A 22,637-nucleotide genomic window follows, 5' to 3' on the forward strand; every position below is an offset into this window, starting at 1 on the left:
GTTCGGGGCTGTGTGCCGGACTGTTCGGAGGGCTCGGCTCGTGGTGGCCGTTCAGATCGTCCAGCCCAGCAGGGGGATGCGCATTCCGGTGAGCAGGCCCAGGAACATCACCAGGGAGAGGGCCAGGGCCACGGCGAGGCGCACGACCACGACGTTGTCCACGGCGGTGCGCAGGCCGGGCGGGGAGACCTTGCCGAGGAGCCAGGTGACCGGGACCGAGCAGGCGAAGAGCAGGGCGAGCAGTTCGATCTGGTCGTCGCCTGCGGGCTGGACCGGGGCGCTGGGATCGAGGTCGTAGCCCTCGGCGTACATCGCGAAGGCGAGGACCTTCCAGCACAGGGCGCAGAAGAGCGTGGTGGCGGCTTCGACGGGGACGAGACGCGCCCGGAGCCCTTCCGGGAGGTGTGACAGCAGCATGGTCGCCTTCGGGGACGTGGGTGATGTGAGGGGTGGCGGCTCTTCGGGCACTCTCATGGCTGCTCCCTCAGCAATTGGTCATCCGGTCCCGGTGGCGAAGGGGCCGCCCTCACCGAACGCGAGCCGTGCGAAGTTCTCGCCGATGCGGCGGTGTCCCGCGGGGTCGGGGTGGACCTCGTCGGGCAGCGGGAACTCGGCGTAGTCCTTCTCACCGTAGAGGTCACGGCCGTCGAGGTAGTGCAGGTTCGGGTCGTCGGCCGCCCGCTGTGCGACGGTCCGGGCGAGTTCGTCGCGGATGACGTTGAGCGTCAGGCGCCCGGCGGCACGTTCGGCGGGGTCGCCCGTGGCCTTGAACCGCAGGGTTCCGCCGTCGAGGTCGGGCGCGAGGGGGCCGGGAGTGTCCTCCTGGACCGGGCACAGGACGGGGGACACGACCAGCAGCGGGGTGGTCGGATGGCCCTCGCGGACGGTGTCGAGGAAGCCGTGGACCGCGGGGGTGAAGGCGCGCAGGCGCATCGCGTCGGCGTTGACGATGTTGATGCCGATCTTGAGACTGATCAGGTCCGCGGGAGTGTCCCGCATCGCGCGCGCGGTGAACGGGTCGAGCAGCGCGCTGCCGCCGAAGCCCAGGTTGACCAGTTCCACCCCGCCCCGGCTCGCGGCCAGGGCCGGCCAAATGGCGGTCGGGTGGGCCGCGTTCGAGCCATGACTGATCGAACTGCCGTGGTGCAGCCACACCTTGCGGCCGCTGTCCGGCGCCGGCTCGACGGGCGCATCGGTGCGCAGGGCGATCAACTCGGTGATCTCCGTGTGCGGAAGCCAGATCTCGACGTCCTTTTCACGCGCGGGCAGTTCGGTGAACCGGGCGGTGCCGGCGGGCCCCTCGGTCAGTTCGGCGGCCTGGGTGACCATGTCGACGATCGTGCGCAGGTTGCCGCCGGCCACCGTGGCCTGGGCGGCGAGACGGCCGTCGACCAGCAGGTCGTACACACCGTCCGCCGGGGCCGGGAAGCCTCGGTAGACCCGCTTGGTGGGCAGTGTGTCCAGTTCGATGACGGTGGCCCTGGTGCGGAAGACCAGCCGCACGCCGGAGGGCTGGGCCTCGGCCACGGCGAGTTGGTCGTCGGGGATCTGCCGACGGGCCCGAGCGGGCAGGCGATGAGGCAGCAGGCCGTGTGCGGTCGGCTCCACGTCGAGGAAACCGCGCAGCATGTCCGCGGTGACAGGTGTGGTGATCCAGTCGTGATCGGTGTTCATTGCCTCAACCTGTTGATCAACAGTTTCAGATGGTTCGTACGGTTCGGATGCGCCGGTGTGCGGCGCGGCGGACCGCCTCCGGCGCGGCGGCGGACCTTGCCGGTCAGTGCGCGGTCCAGTTGCGCAGCAGGGTGTCGAGGGAGTCCAGGGTCCAGGCCCAGGACTCCTGCGAGGGGACAGCGGTGTGGCTGAAGCCTCCGGCCATCTCCAGGCTCACGTAGCCGTGGAAGACGCTGCCCAGCATCCGGACCGCGTGTGTCTGGTCCGGTTCCGTCAGGTCGTAGCCGCGGAGGATCGCCCGTGTCATCTGCGCGTGCCGGACGCCGGCGCTGGCGGCCGCCGTCTCGGGGTCGAGCCTGAACCGGGCGGCGTCGTAGCGACCGGGGTACTCCCGGGCGTAGTCGCGGTAGGCATCCGCGAAGGCGGCCAGGGCGTCCCTGCCGGCCCGCCCGGCGAGGGCGGCGGCGACCCGGTCGGCGAGTTCCTCCAGCGCGAACAGGGCGATCCGGGTCTTGAGGTCGTGCGAGTTCTTCACGTGCGAGTACAGACTCGCGACCTTGACGTCGAATCGCCGGGCGAGTTCCGAGACGGTCACGTGGTCGAAGCCGACCTCGTCGGCCAGCTCCGCCCCCGCCCGGGTCAGGCGCTCCGTGGTCAGCCCTACTCGAACCATAACCAGCCTCTCTCTTGCCGACAACTATTATGCATTTGCCTAACACCTTTAGGCAAATTAGCCTGCCTCTCATGAAGCCGCTGACCGAGCAAGAGATCCGTACCGCGTTCGTGAACTGCACCAAGGGCGAGTCGAAGCGCCTGTCCGTCCCCCGCGACCTGGCCGAACGGCCGTGGGACGAGCTGGACTTCCTCGGCTGGCGCGACCCACAGGCCCCCGACCGTGCCTACCTCGCCACCGAGCTGGACGGCCGTCCGGTGGCGCTCGCGCTGCGCGGCACCGGCGCCTCCTCCTGGCAGACGCGGCGCAGCATGTGCTCGATATGCCTGACCACCCACACCGGGGGCGTCTCGCTGCTCGTCGCCGCGAAGGCGGGCAGGGCCGGGCAGCAGGGCAATTCCGTGGGCGCCTACATGTGCAGCGACCTCGCCTGCCCGCTGTACGTGCGGGGCAGGAAGGACGCGGGCGTCGGCGCGCGGCTCCCCGAGTCGCTCACCCTGGAGGAGAAGATCCAGCGGACCGTCGCGAATCTCGCCGCGTTCATCGCAAAGGTCACCGCATGAAGCGGCCCGCCCGGCACGTCGTCGGCGTCCGGCGGTCCGCCGCGGAATGGCCTGCTTGTTGCTACCATCTCCAGGCTTTTGGCCAGAGCCCCTAGGAGATGGTTGACGATGGCCCGTGCCGGGATCACGGCCGACCGTCTCGTCGAGGCCGCCGCCGACCTCGCGGACGAGGTCGGCTTCGAGGGCGTCACGCTGTCCGCGCTGGCCCGGCGGTTCGGTGTGAAGGACGCGAGCCTGTACTCGCACGTCAGGAGCCTGCACGACCTGCGCACCCGGGTCGCGCTCCTCGCGGGCGGCGAGATGGTCGACCGGATCTCCACGGCGGTGGCCGGAAGGGCCGGCAAGGACGCCCTGGCCGCCTTCGCCGACGCCTACCGGGAGTACGCGCTGGAGCGGCCGGGGCGTTACGCGGCCACGCAGATCCGTATCGACCAGGCCCTCGTCGCCTCCTCCCCCGTCTTCGCCCGGACCGGCGAGGTCACGTACGGGATGCTCCGCGCGTACGGCCTCGACGAACCCGATCTCACCGACGCCGTCCGCCTGTTGAGAAGCACCTTCCACGGCTACTGCGCCCTGGAGGCCTCCGGCGGCTTCGGCGCCGCCCGTGACGTACAGACGTCCTGGAACCGGACGGTCGAGGCCCTCCATGTGCTGCTGGAGAACTGGCCGACGGCGAACGCCCCGTAGGGCGCGGACAACGCACGACCGGCCACGACGAACACGCGCCTTTCACGCATGAGTTGCCCTACCCCAGGTGCCCCCCTGACCACTTAGACTGGAAACTTCGCCGTTTCAAGTGCCGCCCTGGGAGAGGGAGCGCGCAGTGTCCCAACAGCAGCTCCGACGCGACGCGTCCAGGCGGGATCCCGATCCGCACGTGCCCCATGGCCCGCGCCCCGCGCGAATCGTGCGATGGCTGGGCGGCCTGGGCTGCGCGGCGGCCGGTTACGCGGTGTTCCAGTCCCTGGTAGGGGTGCTGCCGGACAGTATCGACGGGGAGTCCGCGCGGTACGCGATCGCCGTGGTGAGCGGGCTAGCGACGGCCATGGCGGCCTGGCTGTCGGCGGCGCTGCTCCGGTCCCGGTACGCGGACAACACCCCTGTGCCGCCCGGGCAGTTGACGGTCAACGCCGCGGCTCTGTCGGGGCCCGGCCCGCTCGCCGCGCTGTTCTCCGCCTCGTACGACACCCTCGCCGAACAGGTCTGCGTGGTCGACGACCCGGTCCGCGGGCGGCTCACCGGGTGGCCCCACTCCCTCGACGAGAGCGGCCCCGGCCGGCCCACCTCGGTGGGTACCGCGTACGGCCTGCACATCATGCTCGACCTCGGGATGCCCGAGGGACGGATCGGCGCGGGCGACCTGGTGGACACGCTGTGGCGGCTGCGGCTGCCCGACGGCGGCTGGTCGGCACGCTCGCAGGGGTCCGAGGCCCGTCCGGAGGTGACCGCCCTGGTGCTGGGCGCGCTGGCCCGGGCGGGGGCCTCGCGGGAGCGGCTGGCGGCGGAGGTGGCGCACTGCGAGGCGGGCTTCACCCATGACCTCGACCGTACGGGACGGGAGTTGACGCATGTCGTGACGACCGTGCTGCGCGGTCTGCTGCGTGCCGCGCCGGGCTCGGACGCGCTGCCGCTGCTGCGGGACGCGCTGGTGGAGGGCGCGGTCACCGATCCGCGTCGCCAGCACCGGCGTTGCTGGGGCTACCGGCTCGCGCCGTTCCACGGCCCGCCGTCTCCGCTGCACACCGCACAGGCCGTGGTCGCCCTGGACCGTGCGGCCCGGGTGCTGGGCGGCGAGAGCGCCAACGGCCGCGCGGCTCGCGAGGACGGTGTGCGCTGGCTGCTGGCCTGCCCGGACGCCCCGCACGACGCCTGCCTGGATCTGGCCAACCTCCGCGAGGAGGTGCGCAGGCCCCGCACCGACGACCCGTCCCGCCACGAGGTCCTGAACGTACGGCACTTCACCGCTTCCTGGGTGGTCCGCGCACTGCTCACCCCCGGCGCCCGGGACATCGCCCTGGAGGACGGCCTTGAGGAGGAGTGGCGGGAGCGCCTGAGCGGCGCGGTGAGCGCGGTATGGGCGGGGCAGACGGACGGCATATGGACCTGGGTCCGCGACGACACCAGCGAACTGCGCCGCCCCATGTGGATGACCTATCAGGGTCTTTCGGCGCTGCGGGCGCATGCCGTATGGGTATACCGACCGAGTGGCTGAGACTGGAGAAGCGTGCATGGGTGGTCGGCAGGTCCTGGCGGCGCGGAGGCTGCTCGCCGAGGCACTGGGCGGCGAACTGCCCGAGCACGAAAGGGTGTTGGCGGCGCGCTCGGTCGTCGCCGAACTGGGCTCCCCGGACCGCCTGTTGGAGCTGACCGCCGAACTCGCCTCCGGTGAGGGCGATCCGGGCGCCTGCGCCCGCCTCTCGTACCGCCATGTCCTCGGCTTCGACAAGCTCCTGCTCATCGACGGCGGCCCGCATCACATGCTGCGCGCCCATCTGTGGCATGCGGGGCGCGGGGCGATCGGCAAGGAGGACATCCACAACCACCGTTCCCCGCTTGCCTCTTATGTCGTACGGGGGCGGCTGGCGATGGAGCTGTACGCGCCCCGGGAGGGCGGCGGCATCGAGGCGGACCGCTACCGGGAGTCCCTGGCGGACGGGTCGGCCGACTGGCTGCTGGAGCCGACGGGTCCGGCCCGGCTGCACCTCACGCAGGTCGCGGAGTACGCGGCAGGGAGCACCTACGCCCTGCCGGCGCACACCCTGCACCGGGCGTGGTGCGACACGGCCGAGCCGACGGTGACGCTCTTCCTGGAGACGGGGAACGGACGGCGGGAGCACACCGACGTGTTCACGGCGGCGGGGCCGCATCCGGGGTCCGTGCCGAAGGTGCCGCTCGACGTGGCGGGCTATCTGGCCGAACTCGACGCGCTGGCGGAGTTGCTCAGAAGCTCGTGAGGGCCTGACGGACGATGTCCAGGTTGTACGCGTCGATGTCGACGCTGTGGAGTTCGGCGGGACTCAGCCAGACGTACCTCTGGTCCGGCTTCTGGAGGGTGATGTGCCAGGAGAGGGGCTTGACCAGGAAGTTCTGCTGCCAGTTCTTGATCTCGTGCCCCTGGTACTCGCTCACGAAGGACGATTCGCCGACCTTCCGGACGACCTCGCCGAGAAGGCCCGTCTCTTCCTTGAGCTCCCGCAGCACACCGTCCTCGGGACTCTCGCCGGGCTCCAGCTTTCCGCAGGGAACACCCCACACCAGGGGGAGGAACCGCTCGGTCTCGCTGCGGCGCACCAACAGCACACGGCCTTCGTGCATCACGACGGCGGCCGCCAGTCGCTTGTCGCCGGGGATCTCCATGTCCATGGTTCCTCGGTCCCTCGCCGGTCGGAGTCCACAGGGTTCTATACCCACGAAAACATCAACGCTACCAGGGTCACCCAAGGGCGTCCGGCCGTTGTGAGCCTGGCCGTACGAGCGCCTGCACCTCGCCGTACGTCGGCGCGGGCCCCTCGACGGGCCGGCCCGACCGGATCAGGGCAGCCGTCTCCAGAGCAGCGCCCAGGGCCCTGCGGTAGAGGAGCGAACCGAGACTGACACGGCGTACGCCCAGGTCGGCGAGGGCGGGCACGGTCGGGCCCGTGGGCGAGTAGAGGATGTTGAGAGGAGCCTCCAGGGTCTTCAGCAGGGCGGTGATCCGGGCCGGGTCGGAGAGGCCCGGGACGAACACGCCGTCGGCGCCCGCCTGTTGGTAGGCGTCGAGGCGGCGGCTCGTGTCGTCCATGTCACCGCCGCCGTCACCGTCGCCCAGCCAGTGGGTGTCGGTCCGGGCGTTCACGAACAGGCCCGGTACGGCGGACTTCACCGCCGCGATCTTCGCCGCGTGGAGTTCGGCGGGTGCCAGGGTGCCGTCGGGGCGGCCGTCCTCCAGGTTGATGCCCACGGCCCCGACGGCGGCCAGTTCGCGGGCCATCCCGGCGACCTCGTCCGGGTCGTCGCTGAAGCCGCCCTCGGTGTCGACCGAGAGGAGGAACGGGCCGTTGCCCAGCGCCAGGGCCAGGTTCAGTGTCGCGTCGCGGGTCGCCGCCACCCCGTCGGGCAGTCCGGCGGCCGCGGCCACTCCCAGGCTGGTCGTGCCGACCGCCGCGAAGCCCTGTGCGGCCAGGGCCGCCGCCGAGGCGTGGTCCCAGGCGTTGGGGAGCAGCAGCGGGGCGTCGGTGTGGTGAAGCGCGGCGAACGCGGTCACGACGCACCGTCCAGGTCTCCGACGGCGTCGGCGTAGTACGTGGATCCCGTGAGGTGGAAGGCGAGTTGGCGGAAGGTCCAGCCGTCGCCGGGCGAGTGGTCGAGCTGTTCCTCGGTGAGCGCGGACAACCGGTTCGCCCAGATCCGGGCCAGCCGGCCGAGCCTGCTGCGGGCCTCGTCCAGGTCATCCTGGGTGAAGGGCGCGAGATCGGCGGGTGTGGTGGTCGCGGAGGCGTGCCAGTGGTCGGGCAGCGGGCGCTCACCGACGAGCCGTGCCTCCAGTTCGGCGAGGTGGTCGACCATGTGGTCGGCGACCCGGCGGACGGCCTTGTGCGGGGTGTGGACGCGGTCGTCGGCCTGGGCGGGCGTCCCGTCCCAGGCGGTCCAGGTCGCGGCCAGCGCGAGGACGTGGTCGACCATGGCGGTGACGGCTTCCGCCGGGTCGCGGTCGTCGGTGGCCGGGGCACTCTCCACCGGTGCCATGGAGGTCGCAGGTGCTCCGGGGGCCGCAGGGGCGGCCGGCACCGCGGGTGTTTGAGGCGCTCCGGATACTGCGCGCGCTTCGGACGTGGTCATACGGCAACGCTAGGGGCGGAACGCTTCGGCGCTCGCCGAACGGTCCGGGGCCCCGGCCCCTGAGTCGGACCCGCTCCCTCCGTGCAACCCCTGCCGGGACTCGGGCGTCTCAACCAACGCCGGGCACCCCTGCGTGCCCGGTACGGGGGAGGACGGCGCGATGGCCGACAAGGGGAAGCACGGCTTCGTCCGGAGCGTGCGGCGGTTCTTCTGGCTGCCCCGTGACATGCCACGCCGTCCGGCCGCGGCGGGGCCCCTGGTGCGGGCGTTGCTGTTCGGTCTGGCCATGGGGGCCGTCTTCGCGGTGTTCACCCCGGACGACGACGTCGTGACGCCGTCGCTCATGACGGTCATCGTGTGGGTGGCCATGCTCGACGACGTGATCAAAGGAGTGCGGCACCGCTGGCCGGCCTTCCTGACCTCGTGGGCCGTCTGCTGGGGTCTCGCCCGGCTCCTGTCCGCGAAGATGCCGGGTCTCGGCGATTCCCACTGGGACGAGTTCGCCGCTTTCGCTCCGGCCACGGCGGTGTCCGTGGCCGTGTTCGTCGAGATCACACGGCTGCCCCAGAACCGACGCCTGTGACCCGCGCGCTCAGGCGCCCGGCCGCGCGGTGCCGACCGCGACCGCGCCGTCGTCCAGCCGGGCCCGCACTTCTCGCCCGCCGCTCCAGCGGACGTGGATCTCGTTCGTCCCCGCCAGGACGGTCACGGCCACCGACTCCTCCAGCGGGACCGGCTCCGGCTCGGCGGTGAGGCGGGCGAGTGCGACGAAGACGGTGTCCACGGCGGCCATGGCACCGGTCAATCCGTCGGTGTCGCTCAACAAGCCCTGGACAGGCTGGAGTTCGGCGCGCGCGCCGCTCTCCCCCGCCGCCCATCCCGTGACACGCACCGCCGTCCCCTCGGGCGCGCCCGACACCCGGAACGCCCGTACCTCCACCGCACCCTCGGCCAGCACGAGGCTCGTGACTCGGGCACCGGAGGCCGTCGTGTGCCGGGAGGCCACCCAGCCCTCGCCCACGCCCAACGGCTCGATCCCGGTACGGCCCGGATCGTCTCCGACGAACACGCTGTTGTCGTACGACGGTGAGGGCGTCGTCACCGTGGAGTACGCGAGGCGTGTGTAGTAGGGGTCGTAGCGGACGTCCTCGCTGCCGTGGTTGTGGAGGCGGACCAGGCCGTCCGAACTCGTGGACTGCAGTAGCCAGTTGGGTGCGGCGACGGCTGTCACCGCGTCCGCCCGCTCGGCCGGGCCGGGTTCCTCCTGCGCCGTCCACACCTCGTGGTCCGGCGGCAGCAGCAGACCGAGGAAGCCCTTGCTCGCCCAGTACGGGGAGGCGGGGCCCGAATAGCCTTGGAGGACAGCGGAGTCGGGGCCGTGCCAGCCGAGGGTGAGCAGGCCGCGGTCGTCGACAGCTCCCCGGTCGAGGAAGTACTTCAGCGCGCCGGACGCCAGCCGCCGCGTCTCCCCCGGCGACAGGGGCGTACGGCCGGTGAGCGCTCCCAGCCAGAGGGGGGCGGTCGTCGCGAAGCGGTACGTCAGTGAGCGGCCCTGGTGCATCGGCGCGCCGTCGCCCCCGAACAGGCGGGCGTAGTCGGCGAGATGGGCCGAGAGGCGACCGCCGTAGAGATCCAGCAGCCGTTCGTCGTCGGCCAGCCAGGCGTGCAGCACCGGGTACAGGTGCATGGCCCAGCCGTTGTAGTAGTCGAAGGCGCGCCCGTCGCCGTCGGTGTACCAGCCGTCGCCGACGTACCACTTCTCGATGCGGTCGAGGCCCCGGTCGACCGCGGCACGGGACAGCGCGGTCTCGTAGCCGATCTCCTCCAGGAAGCCGCCGACCGTCACCGGGAACAACTCCCAGTTGCAGGGCCAGGGTTCGGCCGTCAGCGCGCCGCCGAGCCAGGCCGCGGCCCGCTGCCGTACGCCGTCGTCGAGCCGGTCCCAGAGGAGGGGCCGGGTGAGGCGCAGGGCGAGGGCGATGGAGGCGGCCTCGACGAGGGGCTGGCTGCGGTCCTCGACGCTGGGCCAGACGCCGGCCGTTCCGGCGGCGAGGCCTTCGGCGTACCGCTCCAGGGCCTTCTCGTCGCGGCGGAAGGCCGCCAGCATCAGCGTACGGGCGTATCCCTCCAGGCCGTCGGAGAGGCGGCCCGACCAGCTCGTGTGCTCGCCGGGCAGGTGGTAGAGGGCTCGGTCCTCGGTCGCGTACGGTTCGACGGCCGCGAGCAGGGAGTCGGCTGCCGCCTCCCAATGGGCGCGTGTGCAGCCGGTGTGCGGGCTGAGGGTGCGGTCCTCGGGGACTCCGGCGGGGCGTGCGGACATCGGTTGGGCTTCCTGTCTCGCTCGGGTGGAACGGGCAATGCGTACGGGCCCCCGGGGCGCCCCAGGGATGCGTACCTGGGACGCCCCGGTTCCGGACGGGACGCCCCAGGAGTCCAGCTCACCTCACCAGGCGCTCGGGCACCAGGTGTTGGGCAAGGAGTTCGTCACGGACGAGTTCCGCGTACGCCGTCGCGCCGTACGCGGAGGTGTGCGTGTTGTCCCTCTTCTCGTTGTAGAGGTAGAGCGCCTTGGAGCCCTCGACACCCAGCGACTCGACCAGGGCCTTCGTCCTGGCCGTGAGGTCGATGAGCGGCACGTCGTGCGCGGCGGCGACCGAGCGGGTGACTGCCGGATGGTCGACGCCGAGGCCGTTCACCAGCAGGGCCGTGCCGTTGTTGAGGGTGCCGTCGCTGTTGAACCAGCGGCGGACGATGGGGGTGACCAGAACCGGACGGCCACCCTTGTCCCGTACGCCCGCGACGAGTGTTTCCAGGTTCGCGCGGTACGTGGCCTCGTCGGTCTGCTTGTCGTTGTGGGCGAGCTGGACAAGGACGAGGTCGCCCCTGCGGATCAGCGGCTGGACGGTCCCGAAGAGCCGCGGGTCGGCGAGGTAGGTGACCGTACTCTCCCCTGAATCCCCGTAGTTGGCGACCGAGACGCCCTTGCGGAGGTACTGCGGGAGTTGCTGGCCCCAGCCGGAGTAGGGGTCGCCCGGCTGGTCGCAGACCGTGGAGTCGCCGACGAGGAAGATCTGCCGGGTGTGCCGGGCGGCGGCCGGAGTGACCCGGATGTCGGCGAGTGCGGGTGCCGAGCCGCCGACGACCAGGTCGAGACCGGGCGTGCCCTCGGCTCCGGTGGGTTCGCCCTCGGGGGTGCGGACGTTCACGGTGAACGTGCGGGTCACCGGCTCGCCCGCCCCGGTGGGCGTCTCGGCGAGCAGGGTGCGTCGCGTTTCCCCGGTGATGCCGGTGCTCGCCGCGGTGTCACCGCCGAGCCGGACGCGTACGTCGTACGTGCCGGGCGCGACGTCGAAGTGGCATGCAGTCGCCGTGCAGTTCTCCAGTCCCATGCCACGGCCGTGCGCCTGGGCCGGGACGGCGGACAGGGCCGTGGCGATGGTCAGCGTGGCCAGCAGGGTGATCGTCGTGCGTCTCAACGCGACTCCTCAGGTTCCTCGGGTCCACTGCTGGTTGGTCGCACCGTTGCACGTGTACGTGATGATCGCGGCGGAGTCGGCGGTGGAGGCGCCGTTCACGTCCAGGCACTCGCCACTCGCGCGGGAGGTGACGCTCACGTAGGAGCCGCTGGTGGTGAGCGACCACTGCTGGTTGGCCGCCGAGGAGTTGCAGTTCTCCTGGGTGACGGTGTTGGCGTTCTCCTGAACGCACAGGGAGCTGTTCCGCACGTTCAGCTGGTAGTAGCCGCTGCCCACGGACTTGAACCAGTACTTCTGGTTGTTGCCGCCGTTGCAGGTGTACTGCTTGATCTGGGCGCCCGCCCACAGCGACTGGCTGGTCACGTCGGCGCACTTGGAGGAGTTGCGGGCGATCAGCGTGTTGTACGTGGCGCTCGTTCCGGTGACCGTCCCGGCGGTCGTGTCGACGGTGACCTCCGGGGACCAGGACATGGACATCGTGGTCGAGCTCGGGAACGTCAACGGCAGCCACACATAACGGGAGTCGTTGACCGTGCCGCCGAAGGAGTTGCCCCAGCGGTCGCCCATGTAGAGGTACGAGGTGCCCGAACTCCCCTGCACGGGAAGGACGTACGCGGTCTGTGAGCCGTAGGTCGTAGAGTCGCCGACGTTCGTCATGGCCGTCCACGGGCCCGCGATCGAGGTCGCCGTGGCGTACTGCTGCTGGTTGGGGTTCCAGCCCGTCGCGCCCGAAGTCAGCATGAAGTAGACGCCGTTGCGCTTGAAGAGCGCCGGGGCCTCGCGGTGGCCGCCGTGCCAGGGGTCCGCGACCAGGCTCGCGATGCCCGTGTAGTCGGCGGTCAGGCGGTAGATCTGGAGGTCGTAGTTCTCGCGGGCCGCGGAGATCATGTATCCGGCGCCGTCGGTGTCCACGAACACCGTGATGTCACGGGACATGTGCGTGCCGAGCGGCCGGAAGCTGCCCTGCCAGGTGTAGTTGCCGTCGACCGTGTCCGAGACGGCGACCGCCGCGCGGGCCTCGCCGTAGTCGACGCCGTTCTCCTTGTGCATCCACATCACGAACTTGCCGGTGGACGCGTTGTACATGACCTTCGGCCGCTCGATGTTCGCGGTCGCCAGTTCCGGATCGCTCGCCTCGGTGAGGACGTGGTTGCGGAACTCCCAGTTCTTCAGGTCCGTCGAGCGGTAGGCGTCCACGTACCGGAAGGTGTTGTCACTGTTCCGGTTCTCGCCGAACCAGTAGTAGTACGAGCCGACCTTGATGACCCCACCGCCGTGGGCGTGCAGCGGGTTGCCGCTGGTGTCGGTGAACTGCGTGCCGTTGGTGACGGTCTGGGGCGCCGCCTGGGCCGGGCCCGCGGTGGCGAGTGCGCCGGCCAGCGCCAGACAGAGGGCGAGGAGTACCGCGTACGCACGTCTCATCGGACACTCTCCTTCGAGGTGTCGGCCACGGGGATGCCGAAGTCGGGGGTGCCGTCGGGCTTCCAGCCGAGCCGTTGAATGCGGGTGTGCCGGTTGGGGTCGTTCAGCGGGTCGCCGACGATGTCCTTGTACTGGCGGGCGTGGTAGACGAGGACGTCGGTGCGGCCGTCCTCGGCGACGGTGAAGCTGTTGTGGCCCGGGCCGTACTGCTCGGTGGTGTCGTTGCTGGTGAAGACGGGCGTGGGCGACTTGGACCAGTTGGCCGGGTCCATGAGGTCGCTGTCGGCGTCGGCGGTCAGCAGGCCCATGCAGTAGTTGAAGTCGGTGGCGCTCGCCGAGTACGACATGAAGACGCGGCCGTGGCGTTTGATGACCGACGGGCCCTCGTTGACCTTGTAACCGATCACCTCCCACGGCAACTCCGGTGTGGTGAGCCGGACCTGAGGTCCCGTCAGGGTCAGCGGGTCCGCCATCTCGGACAGCCAGACCGCGGTGTTGTTGTCCATGCCGGGCTCGTGCTGCGCCCAGGCGAGATAGCGGGTGCCCCGGTGGGTGAAGGTCGTGGCGTCGAGGGAGAAGGTCTCCCACGCCGTCTTCAACTGGCCCTTCTCGACCCACTCCCCGCGGAAGGGATCGCGGCTCGCGTTCTCCAGCACCCAGATGCGGATGGCCCAGATGTCGTTCGCGGGCGCGGCGGCGAAGTAGATGTACCACTTGCCGTCGATGTGGTGGATCTCCGGCGCCCAGATGTGCGCGCCCATGTCGCCGCTCGCGTGCTTCGTCCAGATCACGGACTCGGCGGCCCTGGTCAGCCCGCGCAGGGTCCGGGAGCGGCGCAGGATGATCCTGTCGTACTCGGGGGCCGTGGCCGTGAAGTAGTAGTAGCCGTCCCTGTGACGGTGGATGTGCGGGTCGGCGCGGTTGCGGACGAGCGGGTTGACGTACCGGCCGCCCGGTCCGGTCCCGTCGGCGGCGGCCTCGGCGACCCCGGGTACGGCGGCCGCGAGCGCGCCCGCGGCCAGGGCGCCCTTCAGGACGAGTCTTCGGCTGGGGACTTCGGACGGGGCGACGTCGTCACTGCGGCTCATGCGTGTGTCCCTCCACGCTCATGTTCACAATTTCGAACAACATCTGACATTAAGAAACGCCGAAACCGTAAGGGCGCGTTCCGGGGAGGTCAACGGATCGGGAGCGATCCGAGGCGCGAAACTTTTGCGACCGAAGTTTCTGTTATCCGCCCCGGGTCACACCCGTCTCCACGGACGTGAACAAGAACATCCGCGTACCGGCGGCAGGGATTCGCGTACGGGCGACAGGGATTCATGGACGGGCGGCGGGAATCCGTGGGCGGCTGGCCGGAGCCTGCGGGGCGCTCGCCGTCGTCGTCGCGGCAGGAGTCACGGCACCGGCCGCGGTGGCGGCGCCCGCCGGGGCGAAGGACGTCACCACGGCGGTGCTCGCCGACCGGGACGTGACGCTGAGCGGAGACACCGTGGTGACGGTGCCGGCCGGGGAGACCACGTACGACGGGGTGTTCCGGGGCGAGGGCACGCTCACCGTGCGCGGCTCCGGCACCCTGGTCCTCACCAAGAACAGCGACTTCACGCTGCCCGAGTCCCGGCAGCGGCAGCTGGTCGGCACCCAGGGCGGCAACCACCCGTACACCACCGTGAGCAACCCGGACCCGCCCGCGATCACCGTCGAGCGCGGGGCGACCCTCCAGTACGGAACGGGTGGCGGCACGGGCCTGATCGGACACTTCCCGTACAACACCCCGGGCTATCGGCTGAACCAGCTCAACATCAAGGTCGACGGGACGCTGCGGCTCTCCCTCGTACGGACCTTCAACCTCGGCACGATCAGCGGTTCGGGGCTGGTCAGCCAGCCGCGGTTCATGTGGGGCAAGCTCGACATCGCGGGCACGCACCCGTTCACCGGGGTGATCGACAACGGCACGGCGATGGACGCGGGCAAGTCCGAGTACCCGGTGTCCCTGCCGAACGCCCGCGCCATCCTCAACCAGGGAACCTGGACCGTCGACACCCCGCTCGGCCGGACGGTCACCCTGCGGCAGAACTTCTACCAGCGGGAGTACGGCAGCGACATCAACGTCCAGTCGCGGCCGGGCAGCAAGGTCGTCCTCACCGGCCAGTACAGCTGGTCGAACCAGGGCGGGGACACCAACCCCTCGCTCAGCGACCCGGCGCTCAACTGGCGGCCCGCACGCAAGAACGTCAACAAGCGCGGCACCAACATCAAGGGTGCCGACGTCCAGTGGGGCGACGGGACCACCAGCAAGATCTTCATGCCGGGGACGGCCGAGACCGTCTACATCAACCTGCTTGCCGCCAGGTCCCGTTCACTGCTCACGTTCGACTACAACGGGCCCGTGACGCTCGGCGCGCCCATCGGCGGCGGCCGGTTCCACGACACGCTGTCCGCGCCCGGCGCCGGGGACGTCGTCATCAAGGGGACCAAGGGCAACGACGTCACCTTCGCCGCCGTCCAGTACTACGACGGCTCCACGACCGTCCAGAAGGGCGCGGTCCTGCGGCTTGGCAGCGGAAAGGCGGGCGGCGACGGCGGGCTCCACACCAGGGGCGACCTCTACAAGGTGGTCAACGACGGCTCTCTGGTGCTCCGCAACGCCTCCAAGCCGCTGGCCCTTTCCCGGATCAGCGGCAGCGGCTCGCTCACTCAGTCAGGTGCGGCGACGACAACCCTGACGGGTGCGGCGGTGACGTACACCGGGACGACGACCGTCACGAAGGGCACGCTCGCGCTCGACGGGACGGGCCTGGCCCGCAGCAGGACGATCCGCCTCACGGCCTCCGGCGCACGGCTCGACGTCCGCAAGTCGCCCGGCGCGGTGCTGGATCTGTCCACCTCCCTGTCCGGCAAGGGCACGGTCGTCGGCTCGGTGACCAATGCGGGCGAGGTCTCGGGCGGGGTGACGGTGACCGGCAACTACACACAGCGCTCTGGTGGTCAACTCGTCGTACAGGGTGAGGCGTTGAAGGTCGAGGGCAGGGTCGCGCTGGCGGGGAAGCTGGACGCCCGCTCGGTCGCTTCCTCGAAGGCGACAGCCAAGGCGAAGACGGAATCGGGTTCGCAGACGGAGACGGTCACGCTCATCGACCACGCGGGCAGGGCGAAGACGACCGGCACGTTCACCGGGCTGAAGGAAGGCGCCGCGGTCCAGGTGGGCAAGGCCGAGTACCGGATCAGCTACCGGGGCGGCGACGGCAACGACGTCGTCCTGACCGCCGTCACCGAGAGCCCGGCCGCGACCGCCCGTCCTGCCGCGGAGTCGGCCGCACCGAAGACCGCGCGTACGCAGAACGCTGCCGACGAGAGCTCCATACCGCGTACGTGGTGGCTGGTCGCCGCCGCGCTGGGGTTGCTGGCCACACTGATGATCCCGGTGGCCAGGCGTCGACGGGGGCGCGGGAGGGGCGGGCGCAGGAGGGGCGGGCGCGGGTCAGCAACTTGAGGACCGCGGAGCGCCCGCCGGCGGTGACGCGCCACACGCCCGTGACGCCGTTCCTGAGGCTGTGCGCGAATGGCTCGAACTCGGCGCGCTCTGACGGGAGTTGGAAGACCTCGCGGACTTGGTCGGCGAGCTGCGGGGTGAGCGGTGCGACGTCACTCATGCGGTGATCCTGAAAGGTCATGCGGGCCGAGGCCGGGAGGGCGGCCCCCGGCGACCGGGAGGACGAGCCCCGGCCGGTGCGCGGAGAAAATCCCGCGCGCGCTCCCCCGGCCCCTTGCTACCGTCCCCGTCATGAAGCGCGCCCATATGACGACGACGCCGGAGAGTGTCCCGGCGCGCTGACTCATGAGCCAGTCCGAAGCCCCGGGGCGAGTGCCCCGGGGCTTCGGCGTACCCGGTCACTCACCCGGACACCTTCCCGTCCACGAGGAGACCGCCACCATGAACGACAACATCACCGACAGCAGCCACGACCACGGCAACCGTCACGACCATCGCAGGCTCGGCCGTGAGCTGGATCTGTTCGACACCGATCCGCTGATCGGCGCGGGGCTGCCGTACTGGCTGCCCGACGGCGCGACCGTGCGGCACACCCTGGAGGAGTACATCCGCGGCGAGGAGCGCCGGGCCGGCTACCGGCACGTGTACTCGCCGGTGCTCGGCAAGCGGGAGCTGTACGAGATCTCGGGGCACTGGTCGCACTACAGCGAGGACATGTTCCCGCCGATGCAACTGGGCTCGGAGCAGGTCGTGCTGCGCCCGAGCCTGTGTCCCCACCACGCGGTGATCTACCGCTCCCGCTCCCACAGCTACCGTGAACTCCCGCTCAGAATGGCGGAGTTGGGCGGCATGTACCGCTCCGAGCTGTCCGGCGTACTGGGCGGCCTCACCCGCGTACGAGCGATCCAGCTCAACGACGCCCACATCTTCTGCACCCTGGACCAGGTGGCCGACGAGGCGGGCGCGGCACTGGAGATGATCCGCCGGGCGTACGAGGCGCTCGGGATCGACCCGGTCCGCTACCGGCTCTCCCTGCCCGGCCCCGGTGGCAAGTACGTCGCCGCGCCCGAACTGTGGCGGCGGTCCACCGCGCTGCTGACCGAGGTCCTGGACCGCTCGGGGCTGCCGTACGAGGCGGCCGAGGGCGAGGCCGCGTTCTACGGTCCGAAGATCGACGTCCAGGTCGCGGACGGCGCGGGCCGGGAGTCCACCCTCTCCACCGTGCAGGTCGACTTCCACCAGCCCGAGCGGTTCGGCCTGCACTACATCGGCGCGGACGGCGGCAAGCACCGGCCGGTGATGGTCCACCGCAGCATCATCGGCAGCGTGGAGCGTGCCGTGGCGCACCTCGTCGAGCAGCACGGCGGCGCCTTCCCGCCCTGGCTCGCCCCGACCCAGCTGGTGATCCTGCCGATCTCGGACGCGGAGCTCCCGAACGCCGCCTCCCTCGCCGCCCGCTGCGCCGAACGGGGCCTGCGGGCCGAGATCGCCGGCCCGGAGAGCGGCAGCCTGGGCGCTCGTGTCCGGGAGTCCCGTCTGGTCCCGTACCAGGCGGTGATCGGCGCGAAGGAGGCCGTGGACGACCGGGTGGCACTCCGTCTGCGCGACGGCCGCCGCCTCGAACCACGACCGGCCGAGGAGGTCGTCGACCGGGTCGCGTCACTGGCCGAGTCCCACAGCACCGAGCTGTGGGACGGCTCGGCCTGAGCACGGCCCGCAGTCCTTCGTAGGTCAGCTCACGCCGGAGGTCGCGGCGGGTAGTTCCACCGTGATGTGGAGCCCTCCGGCGGAGCGCGGGGTGAGGGTGAGTGTTCCGTCGTGCGCCTGGGCGATGGTTCTGACGATCGCCAGGCCGAGTCCGACGCCCGCATGGTCGGTGTGTACGCGTTCGGTGCCGCGCTGGAATCGCTCGGTGAGTGTCGAGGCCCGTTGTGGGGTGAGCTTCTCGCCGGTGTTCTCGACAGTGAGCACCACGGTGCCGGGTCGGACGCTGGTGTCGACCCGCACGGTGCCCCCTTCGGGCAGGTTGTGGACGATCGCGTTGTGCACGAGGTTCGTGGTCAGCTGCAGCAGGAGCGCGTGCGATCCGAGGACGGGGGCGATGTCGCCGGAGGTTTCGACGGTGACGCCACGCTTCTCGGCGAGAGGGAGGAGCGTTTCGGTGGCTTCCTCCGTGAGGAGGGACAGGTCGACGTGTTCTCGGGTGAAGGACCGCTGGTCGGCGTGGCTGAGCAGGAGCAGTGCCTCGGTGAGGTCGATCGCTCGCGTGTTGACGGCGTGGAGGCGGTCGATGACCTCACCGGCGTCCTGGTTCGGATCGGCGCGTGCCACGTCGAGCAGTGCCTTCGAGACCGCCAGTGGGGTGCGCAGTTCGTGAGAGGCGTTGGCTGCGAATCTCTGCTGCTCGGCGACGTGCGCTTCGAGCCGGGCGAGCATCGCGTCGAAGGCGTCGGCGAGTTCACGGAACTCGTCCTTGCGGCCCGGTAGCCGGATCCGGTGGGAGAGCGCCCCGTTGGTGGCGGTGCGTGCGGCGTCCGTGATGCGGGTCAGCGGGGCGAGCATGCGGCCGGCGAGGATCCACCCTCCCAGGAGACCGAACACCAGCAGGAACACCAGTACCGCGGCCGCCCTCGGAGCGAAGACGTCCAGGAGGGCGGACCGGACGGGGAAGACACCACCCGTGGGCCGGTCGTCGGGGTTGTAGAGCATCGCGCGATCGGGGACATAACGCAGGAGGAACAACCACACCGCTGTGAGCAGCAGGGCGCCCGCGAGCATGAGGAATCCGGCGTAGCTGAGGGTGAGTTTGAGGCGAACGCTCACACCGGGCCGCCTATCCACGGTCCGCTCCCCCGTGTCCGGCCCCGTGTCCGGCGTCCGGTTGCGTGTCGATGCGGTAGCCGACGCCCGGCACGGTGGCGATGATCCAGGGTTCGCCGAGGCGTTTGCGCAGGGCCGAGACGGTGATGCGCACGGCGTTGGTGAACGGGTCGGCGTTCTCGTCCCACGCGCGTTCCAGGAGTTCCTCGGCGCTGACGGTACCGCCTTCGGCGGCGACGAGGACTTCGAGTACGGCGAACTGCTTCCGGGTCAGCGCGACGTAACGGTCGTCGCGGTAGACCTCTCTGCGGAACGGGTCGAGACGCAGGCCCGCGATCTCGCGTACGGGCGGCCTGTTGTGGGCGCGCCGGCGGTCGAGGGCCCTGAGCCTGAGCGCGAGTTCGCGGAGTTCGAAGGGTTTCGTGAGGTAGTCGTCGGCGCCGAGTTCGAACCCGGAGGCCTTGTCGTCGAGCCGGTCGGCGGCGGTGAGCATGAGGATCGGCATGCCGCTGCCGGAGGCGACGATGCGTTTGGCGATCTCGTCGCCGGAGGGGCCCGGGATGTCTCGGTCGAGGACGGCGATGTCGTAGGTGTTGATGCTCAGCAGTTCCAGAGCGGTGTCGCCGTCACCCGCGAGGTCGGCGGCGATCGCTTCCAGGCGCAGGCCGTCGCGGATGGCTTCCGCCAGAAAGGGCTCGTCCTCGACGATCAGCACACGCATACGGTCGATGCTACGAGTCGGTACATATCGTCGGCATATCGAAAACCGCATACGTCCCTGCAACACCGCCCTGCCTTGACTGGGGGCATGTCCCGCAGCGAACCAGCACGAACGGGAGCCGGCCGTACCCGAGCGACCGCGCCTGACGGCCCGGCGGTCGTCGACGACGAGATTCCGCCCGCCCCGAAGACGAACCAGAACGATCCCGGGCGACTCCCGTCCGGTCCACCGGGAGCCTCCACACGATGACGACCACCCCCCAGCAGGACACCCAGGAAACCGTGGCCGCCGACGCGCGGGACACCGCGGAGGCCGGTGAGAGCGACGCCGGCCGCCGGGGTGGTGGCGGCTCCGGTGCCTGGCGTGCGGGCATCCGCCGGGCGGTCCACATCGTTTCCGGGCCGGGACCCTGGAAGCGGGGCCCGGTGCTCACGGCGCTGGCGCTGCTGCTGGGCCTGCTCATGCTGCTGCACGCGCGGATCCCGGACGGGTTCAAGAACATCGGCAGCCTGGTGGAGACCTTCCTGCCGTGGTTCGGCCTGTTCGTGCCGGTGCTGCTGGCCGGAGCGCTGTGGCGCCGCTCCGCCTCCGCGGTGGCCGCGCTGCTGCTGCCGGTCCTGGTGTGGCTGAACCTCTTCGGCCCGCTGCTCGGCGACAAGTCCCATCCGGGCGGCGACCTCACCGTGGTCAGCCACAACGTCGGCGCCGACAACCCCGACCCGGCCGGCACCGCCCGCGAACTGGCGGCCTCCGGGGCGGACGTGCTGGCTCTCGAGGAGATGACCGGGCAGGCCCGGGACGCGTACGAGAAGGGGCTGGCGAAGGCGTACCCGTACCACGCGGTGAAGGGCACGGTCGGGCTGTGGAGCAGGCTGCCGCTGTCGGACACCCGGACGGTCGACGTCGCGATGCTGGGCATGGCCGGGCCGCTGGCGGAGAACCTGTCGGCCGAGGAGAAGGCGGCGACCCCCCGGGCGCTGCGCACCACGGTGGCCACAGAGCAGGGGCCGCTGGCGGTGTACGTGGCCCACCTGGGGTCCGTACGCGTCAATCCCCGGGCCGGCCTGTCCACCAGGCAGCGGGACGACGGCGCGCAGGCGCTCGGCAAGGCCGTCGCGGCCGAGCGCAACGAGCGGGTGGTGCTGCTCGGCGACCTGAACGGCACGACGGACGACCGCGCGTTCGCCGGCCTCACCTCGCAGCTGCGCTCGGCCCAGGAGACGGCCGGGGACGGCTTCGGCTTCAGCTGGCCGGCGGGGTTCCCGGTCGTACGGATCGACCAGATCCTGGTCCGCGGCGTGGAGCCGCAGCGCTCGTGGGTACTGCCGGCCACCGGCAGCGACCACCTGCCGGTGGCGGCCACAGTCAGCTGGTGACACCGCGCGGAGGCCCCGTTGTTCCCCGAGGCCGGAGCGCCTCCCCGCAGCCGGCCCGGACATGGGGAACACCTGTGCGGCAGGATGGCTCCCATGATCCGTGCCGCGCGAGTCCTGCCGCTGCTGCTCCTGCCCCTGTTGCTCGTTTCCTGCGGTACGGAGGAGGCGGGGGCCGGGGCCGACACGGGCGCGGCCGGTGCCGACGCCGGGACGGGCGGTACCGACAAGGGCACGGGCAGCCCGGCCGACCCCGCCGAACTCGCCGCCCGCGCCCGGGCCTTGGGGATCGCGCCGGAGCACGTCTACGTCACCGGGGCCCCGGGGTTCGCCGTGGCCCAGCAGTCGGTGGGAGTGTTCGGGGGCGACGGGTTCCACACCGCGTACTTCTCACAGAAGACCCATGCCCAGTTCGAACTCTTCGTGGACCGGGGCACGTTGACCGCGGAGAACTGCCCAAAAACGCAGGTGGGGCAGGGATCGGGCGAGGCGGTCACCTGTGAGCGCGACGGGGACGGCTGGTACAGGAAGGCCGGTGGCCGGCACGAGTACGCCGTGCCGCGCGACGGCCATGTGATCCGGCTGGTCGGTGACGCGAACGGGCCGGCCCGCGCCGTCCTGCGCGCGGCCGCGGAGGCGGCACACCACCCGGACGCCGCCGAACTGACCGCCCTCCTGCCGCCGGCGCCCGAGGGTGCCGCCACCGAGCCGGTCGAGCGCGGGGACCTGCCGCCGGTCGGCGACGGGGCGCCCGACAACGAGGTGGGCGCGTCGGGTTGAGCGACCGGCCCGCCGGACCGAAAGTTTCGGACTCCCGTCCGTGCCGCCGGCCCTCCGGCCCGCGCGACAGCGCGCCATAGAGTCGGATCCCATGGCAGCGCAGCACCTCGAACCCCGTGTCCTCGTCCACACCCGCACCACGGACTACCGCCACGAGTCGATACCCGACGGCATCGCCGCCCTACGGTCGCTCGGGGCCGCGCACGGTTTCACCGTCCACGCGACGGAGGCCCCCGACTTCTTCGACGCCCCCGTCGACCCGTACGCGGCCGTCGTCTTCCTCTCCACCAGTGGCGACATCCTGACGCCCGCCGGCCGGGAGCACCTCGCCGCGTACGTCGAGGCGGGCGGCGGCTTCGTCGGGGTGCACGCGGCGGCCTGCACGGAGTACGACTGGCCCTACTACGGCGAGTTGCTCGGGGCCAGGTTCGCGCGGCACCCCGAGCACCAGCCGGGCAAGGCGGTGGTGGAGGACCGTGATCACCCCGCCACCCGGCATCTGCCCGCCGTCTGGGACTTCACCGACGAGTGGTACGACTTCCGCACGAACCCGCGCGACGCGGTGCGCGTGCTCGTCTCCGCCGACGAATCCTCGTACGAGGGAGGCGGCATGGGGGACGACCATCCGCTCGTGTGGTGCCGCGAACAGGGCGCGGGCCGGGTCTTCTACACCGCCCTCGGCCACGCCTCGGAGGCCTACGAGGATCCGGACTTCCGGCAGCACCTGCTCGGCGGAATCGGCTGGGCGGGTCGAATCGGCGGCCGGTGAGGGGCGGACGGAACGCGCCCTGTGACGGGCGGACGGAGACGGAAGAGCGGAGGCG

General features: G+C 71.0%; 22 protein-coding genes. 10 read left to right on the forward strand and 12 right to left on the reverse strand.

The features are described from left to right. Nucleotides 1-51: 51 nt before the first annotated feature. From OG718_RS15490 to OG718_RS15500, 3 genes are all read right to left on the reverse strand, one after another. Nucleotides 52-474 carry a hypothetical protein gene (locus tag OG718_RS15490; RefSeq protein WP_143641858.1) on the reverse strand — a complete coding sequence of 141 codons (423 nt, stop codon included), beginning with the start codon at nt 472-474 and terminating at the stop codon, nt 52-54. Between the two features lie 21 nt (nt 475-495). Next, a complete protein-coding gene (locus tag OG718_RS15495; RefSeq protein WP_143641857.1) occupies nt 496-1,674 on the reverse strand; it encodes a GDSL-type esterase/lipase family protein in 1,179 nt (392 codons plus the stop codon). Nucleotides 1,675-1,777: 103 nt separating this feature from the next. Further along, nucleotides 1,778-2,347: a TetR/AcrR family transcriptional regulator gene (locus OG718_RS15500; RefSeq protein ID WP_143641856.1), complete on the reverse strand. Its 570-nt coding sequence runs from the start codon at nt 2,345-2,347 to the stop codon at nt 1,778-1,780. A 71-nt stretch (nt 2,348-2,418) separates the two neighbouring features. On the opposite strand from OG718_RS15500, the gene OG718_RS15505 reads away from it, so the two are divergent. From OG718_RS15505 to OG718_RS15520, 4 genes are all read left to right on the forward strand, one after another. Beyond that, complete coding sequence (locus OG718_RS15505) at nt 2,419-2,910, forward strand: FBP domain-containing protein (protein WP_328844402.1); 492 nt, start codon at nt 2,419-2,421, stop codon at nt 2,908-2,910. A gap of 108 nt (nt 2,911-3,018) precedes the next feature. After that, nucleotides 3,019-3,597 (forward strand): TetR/AcrR family transcriptional regulator, encoded by a 579-nt coding sequence (locus tag OG718_RS15510; protein WP_143641854.1) that lies wholly within the window; start codon nt 3,019-3,021, stop codon nt 3,595-3,597. A gap of 136 nt (nt 3,598-3,733) precedes the next feature. After that, a complete protein-coding gene (locus OG718_RS15515) occupies nt 3,734-5,122 on the forward strand; it encodes a hypothetical protein (protein WP_328844403.1) in 1,389 nt (462 codons plus the stop codon). A 16-nt stretch (nt 5,123-5,138) separates the two neighbouring features. Beyond that, nucleotides 5,139-5,864, forward strand: coding sequence for a hypothetical protein (locus tag OG718_RS15520; RefSeq protein WP_328844404.1), 726 nt, complete (start codon nt 5,139-5,141; stop codon nt 5,862-5,864). Here OG718_RS15520 and OG718_RS15525 read toward each other — a convergent pair. The 3 genes from OG718_RS15525 to OG718_RS15535 all read right to left on the reverse strand — a co-directional run bounded on the left by OG718_RS15525 (nt 5,851) and on the right by OG718_RS15535 (nt 7,572). After that, complete coding sequence (locus tag OG718_RS15525; protein ID WP_328844405.1) at nt 5,851-6,273, reverse strand: NUDIX hydrolase; 423 nt, start codon at nt 6,271-6,273, stop codon at nt 5,851-5,853. The two genes, OG718_RS15520 and OG718_RS15525, sit on opposite strands and share 14 nt — an antisense overlap. A 70-nt stretch (nt 6,274-6,343) precedes the next feature. Then, nucleotides 6,344-7,153, reverse strand: a complete 810-nt coding sequence (locus OG718_RS15530) for an isocitrate lyase/PEP mutase family protein (RefSeq protein WP_143641850.1) — start codon at nt 7,151-7,153, stop codon at nt 6,344-6,346. Further along, nucleotides 7,150-7,572 carry a hypothetical protein gene (locus tag OG718_RS15535; protein ID WP_328847767.1) on the reverse strand — a complete coding sequence of 141 codons (423 nt, stop codon included), beginning with the start codon at nt 7,570-7,572 and terminating at the stop codon, nt 7,150-7,152. Before OG718_RS15535 ends, OG718_RS15530 begins: the two co-directional genes overlap by 4 nt. 316 nt (nt 7,573-7,888) lie before the next feature. Between OG718_RS15535 and OG718_RS15540 the strand changes: the two genes are divergently transcribed. Then, on the forward strand, nt 7,889-8,311 hold the full coding sequence (locus tag OG718_RS15540) for a hypothetical protein (protein WP_328844406.1): 423 nt from the start codon (nt 7,889-7,891) through the stop codon (nt 8,309-8,311). Between the two features lie 9 nt (nt 8,312-8,320). Here the strand turns inward: OG718_RS15540 and OG718_RS15545 are convergent, their stop codons facing one another. The 4 genes from OG718_RS15545 to OG718_RS15560 form a co-directional block, all read right to left on the reverse strand. Further along, nucleotides 8,321-10,048, reverse strand: a complete 1,728-nt coding sequence (locus OG718_RS15545; RefSeq protein ID WP_328844407.1) for a DUF2264 domain-containing protein — start codon at nt 10,046-10,048, stop codon at nt 8,321-8,323. 118 nt (nt 10,049-10,166) lie between these two features. Continuing rightward, entirely contained in the window at nt 10,167-11,204 is a 1,038-nt protein-coding gene (locus OG718_RS15550; protein ID WP_306936915.1) for a rhamnogalacturonan acetylesterase, read from the reverse strand. Between the two features lie 9 nt (nt 11,205-11,213). After that, on the reverse strand, nt 11,214-12,626 hold the full coding sequence (locus OG718_RS15555; protein ID WP_328844408.1) for an RICIN domain-containing protein: 1,413 nt from the start codon (nt 12,624-12,626) through the stop codon (nt 11,214-11,216). Further along, nucleotides 12,623-13,714: a glycoside hydrolase family 43 protein gene (locus OG718_RS15560; RefSeq protein WP_143641845.1), complete on the reverse strand. Its 1,092-nt coding sequence runs from the start codon at nt 13,712-13,714 to the stop codon at nt 12,623-12,625. The genes OG718_RS15555 and OG718_RS15560 overlap by 4 nt, the downstream gene beginning before the upstream one ends. 263 nt (nt 13,715-13,977) lie before the next feature. Between OG718_RS15560 and OG718_RS15565 the strand changes: the two genes are divergently transcribed. Beyond that, nucleotides 13,978-16,119 carry an autotransporter gene (locus OG718_RS15565; RefSeq protein WP_328847768.1) on the forward strand — a complete coding sequence of 714 codons (2,142 nt, stop codon included), beginning with the start codon at nt 13,978-13,980 and terminating at the stop codon, nt 16,117-16,119. 441 nt (nt 16,120-16,560) lie between these two features. Continuing rightward, complete coding sequence (gene thrS / locus OG718_RS15570) at nt 16,561-17,826, forward strand: threonine--tRNA ligase (protein WP_328844409.1); 1,266 nt, start codon at nt 16,561-16,563, stop codon at nt 17,824-17,826. Nucleotides 17,827-17,850: 24 nt separating this feature from the next. Here the strand turns inward: thrS and OG718_RS15575 are convergent, their stop codons facing one another. Together OG718_RS15575 and OG718_RS15580 are read right to left on the reverse strand one after the other, a co-directional pair. After that, nucleotides 17,851-18,942 carry a sensor histidine kinase gene (locus tag OG718_RS15575; protein WP_328844410.1) on the reverse strand — a complete coding sequence of 364 codons (1,092 nt, stop codon included), beginning with the start codon at nt 18,940-18,942 and terminating at the stop codon, nt 17,851-17,853. 10 nt (nt 18,943-18,952) lie between these two features. Continuing rightward, nucleotides 18,953-19,660 (reverse strand): response regulator transcription factor, encoded by a 708-nt coding sequence (locus OG718_RS15580; RefSeq protein ID WP_143641842.1) that lies wholly within the window; start codon nt 19,658-19,660, stop codon nt 18,953-18,955. 245 nt (nt 19,661-19,905) lie between these two features. Between OG718_RS15580 and OG718_RS15585 the strand changes: the two genes are divergently transcribed. The 3 genes from OG718_RS15585 to OG718_RS15595 all read left to right on the forward strand — a co-directional run bounded on the left by OG718_RS15585 (nt 19,906) and on the right by OG718_RS15595 (nt 22,582). Next, nucleotides 19,906-21,036 carry an endonuclease/exonuclease/phosphatase family protein gene (locus OG718_RS15585; protein ID WP_328844411.1) on the forward strand — a complete coding sequence of 377 codons (1,131 nt, stop codon included), beginning with the start codon at nt 19,906-19,908 and terminating at the stop codon, nt 21,034-21,036. 93 nt (nt 21,037-21,129) lie between these two features. Continuing rightward, nucleotides 21,130-21,813, forward strand: a complete 684-nt coding sequence (locus tag OG718_RS15590; RefSeq protein ID WP_328844412.1) for a hypothetical protein — start codon at nt 21,130-21,132, stop codon at nt 21,811-21,813. A 91-nt stretch (nt 21,814-21,904) separates the two neighbouring features. Continuing rightward, a complete protein-coding gene (locus OG718_RS15595; RefSeq protein WP_328844413.1) occupies nt 21,905-22,582 on the forward strand; it encodes a ThuA domain-containing protein in 678 nt (225 codons plus the stop codon). Nucleotides 22,583-22,637: the final 55 nt, after the last annotated feature.

Source organism: Streptomyces sp. NBC_00258 (genome assembly GCF_036182465.1).
Lineage (GTDB): Bacteria > Actinomycetota > Actinomycetes > Streptomycetales > Streptomycetaceae > Streptomyces.

Excerpts from the sequence above, each read along its gene's own strand:
- OG718_RS15545 (WP_328844407.1), bottom strand. The coding sequence starts at position 10,048 with ATGTCCGCACGCCCCGCCGGAGTCCCCGAGGACCGCACCCTCAGCCCG.
- OG718_RS15500 (WP_143641856.1), bottom strand. The coding sequence starts at position 2,347 with ATGGTTCGAGTAGGGCTGACCACGGAGCGCCTGACCCGGGCGGGGGCG.
- OG718_RS15505 (WP_328844402.1), top strand. The coding sequence starts at position 2,419 with ATGAAGCCGCTGACCGAGCAAGAGATCCGTACCGCGTTCGTGAACTGC.
- OG718_RS15555 (WP_328844408.1), bottom strand. The coding sequence starts at position 12,626 with ATGAGACGTGCGTACGCGGTACTCCTCGCCCTCTGTCTGGCGCTGGCC.
- OG718_RS15540 (WP_328844406.1), top strand. The coding sequence starts at position 7,889 with ATGGCCGACAAGGGGAAGCACGGCTTCGTCCGGAGCGTGCGGCGGTTC.
- OG718_RS15595 (WP_328844413.1), top strand. The coding sequence starts at position 21,905 with ATGGCAGCGCAGCACCTCGAACCCCGTGTCCTCGTCCACACCCGCACC.
- OG718_RS15490 (WP_143641858.1), bottom strand. The coding sequence starts at position 474 with ATGAGAGTGCCCGAAGAGCCGCCACCCCTCACATCACCCACGTCCCCG.
- OG718_RS15535 (WP_328847767.1), bottom strand. The coding sequence starts at position 7,572 with ATGGTCGACCACGTCCTCGCGCTGGCCGCGACCTGGACCGCCTGGGAC.
- OG718_RS15560 (WP_143641845.1), bottom strand. The coding sequence starts at position 13,714 with ATGAGCCGCAGTGACGACGTCGCCCCGTCCGAAGTCCCCAGCCGAAGA.
- OG718_RS15520 (WP_328844404.1), top strand. The coding sequence starts at position 5,139 with ATGGGTGGTCGGCAGGTCCTGGCGGCGCGGAGGCTGCTCGCCGAGGCA.
- thrS (WP_328844409.1), top strand. The coding sequence starts at position 16,561 with ATGAACGACAACATCACCGACAGCAGCCACGACCACGGCAACCGTCAC.
- OG718_RS15590 (WP_328844412.1), top strand. The coding sequence starts at position 21,130 with ATGATCCGTGCCGCGCGAGTCCTGCCGCTGCTGCTCCTGCCCCTGTTG.
- OG718_RS15580 (WP_143641842.1), bottom strand. The coding sequence starts at position 19,660 with ATGCGTGTGCTGATCGTCGAGGACGAGCCCTTTCTGGCGGAAGCCATC.
- OG718_RS15510 (WP_143641854.1), top strand. The coding sequence starts at position 3,019 with ATGGCCCGTGCCGGGATCACGGCCGACCGTCTCGTCGAGGCCGCCGCC.
- OG718_RS15495 (WP_143641857.1), bottom strand. The coding sequence starts at position 1,674 with ATGAACACCGATCACGACTGGATCACCACACCTGTCACCGCGGACATG.
- OG718_RS15525 (WP_328844405.1), bottom strand. The coding sequence starts at position 6,273 with ATGGACATGGAGATCCCCGGCGACAAGCGACTGGCGGCCGCCGTCGTG.
- OG718_RS15585 (WP_328844411.1), top strand. The coding sequence starts at position 19,906 with ATGACGACCACCCCCCAGCAGGACACCCAGGAAACCGTGGCCGCCGAC.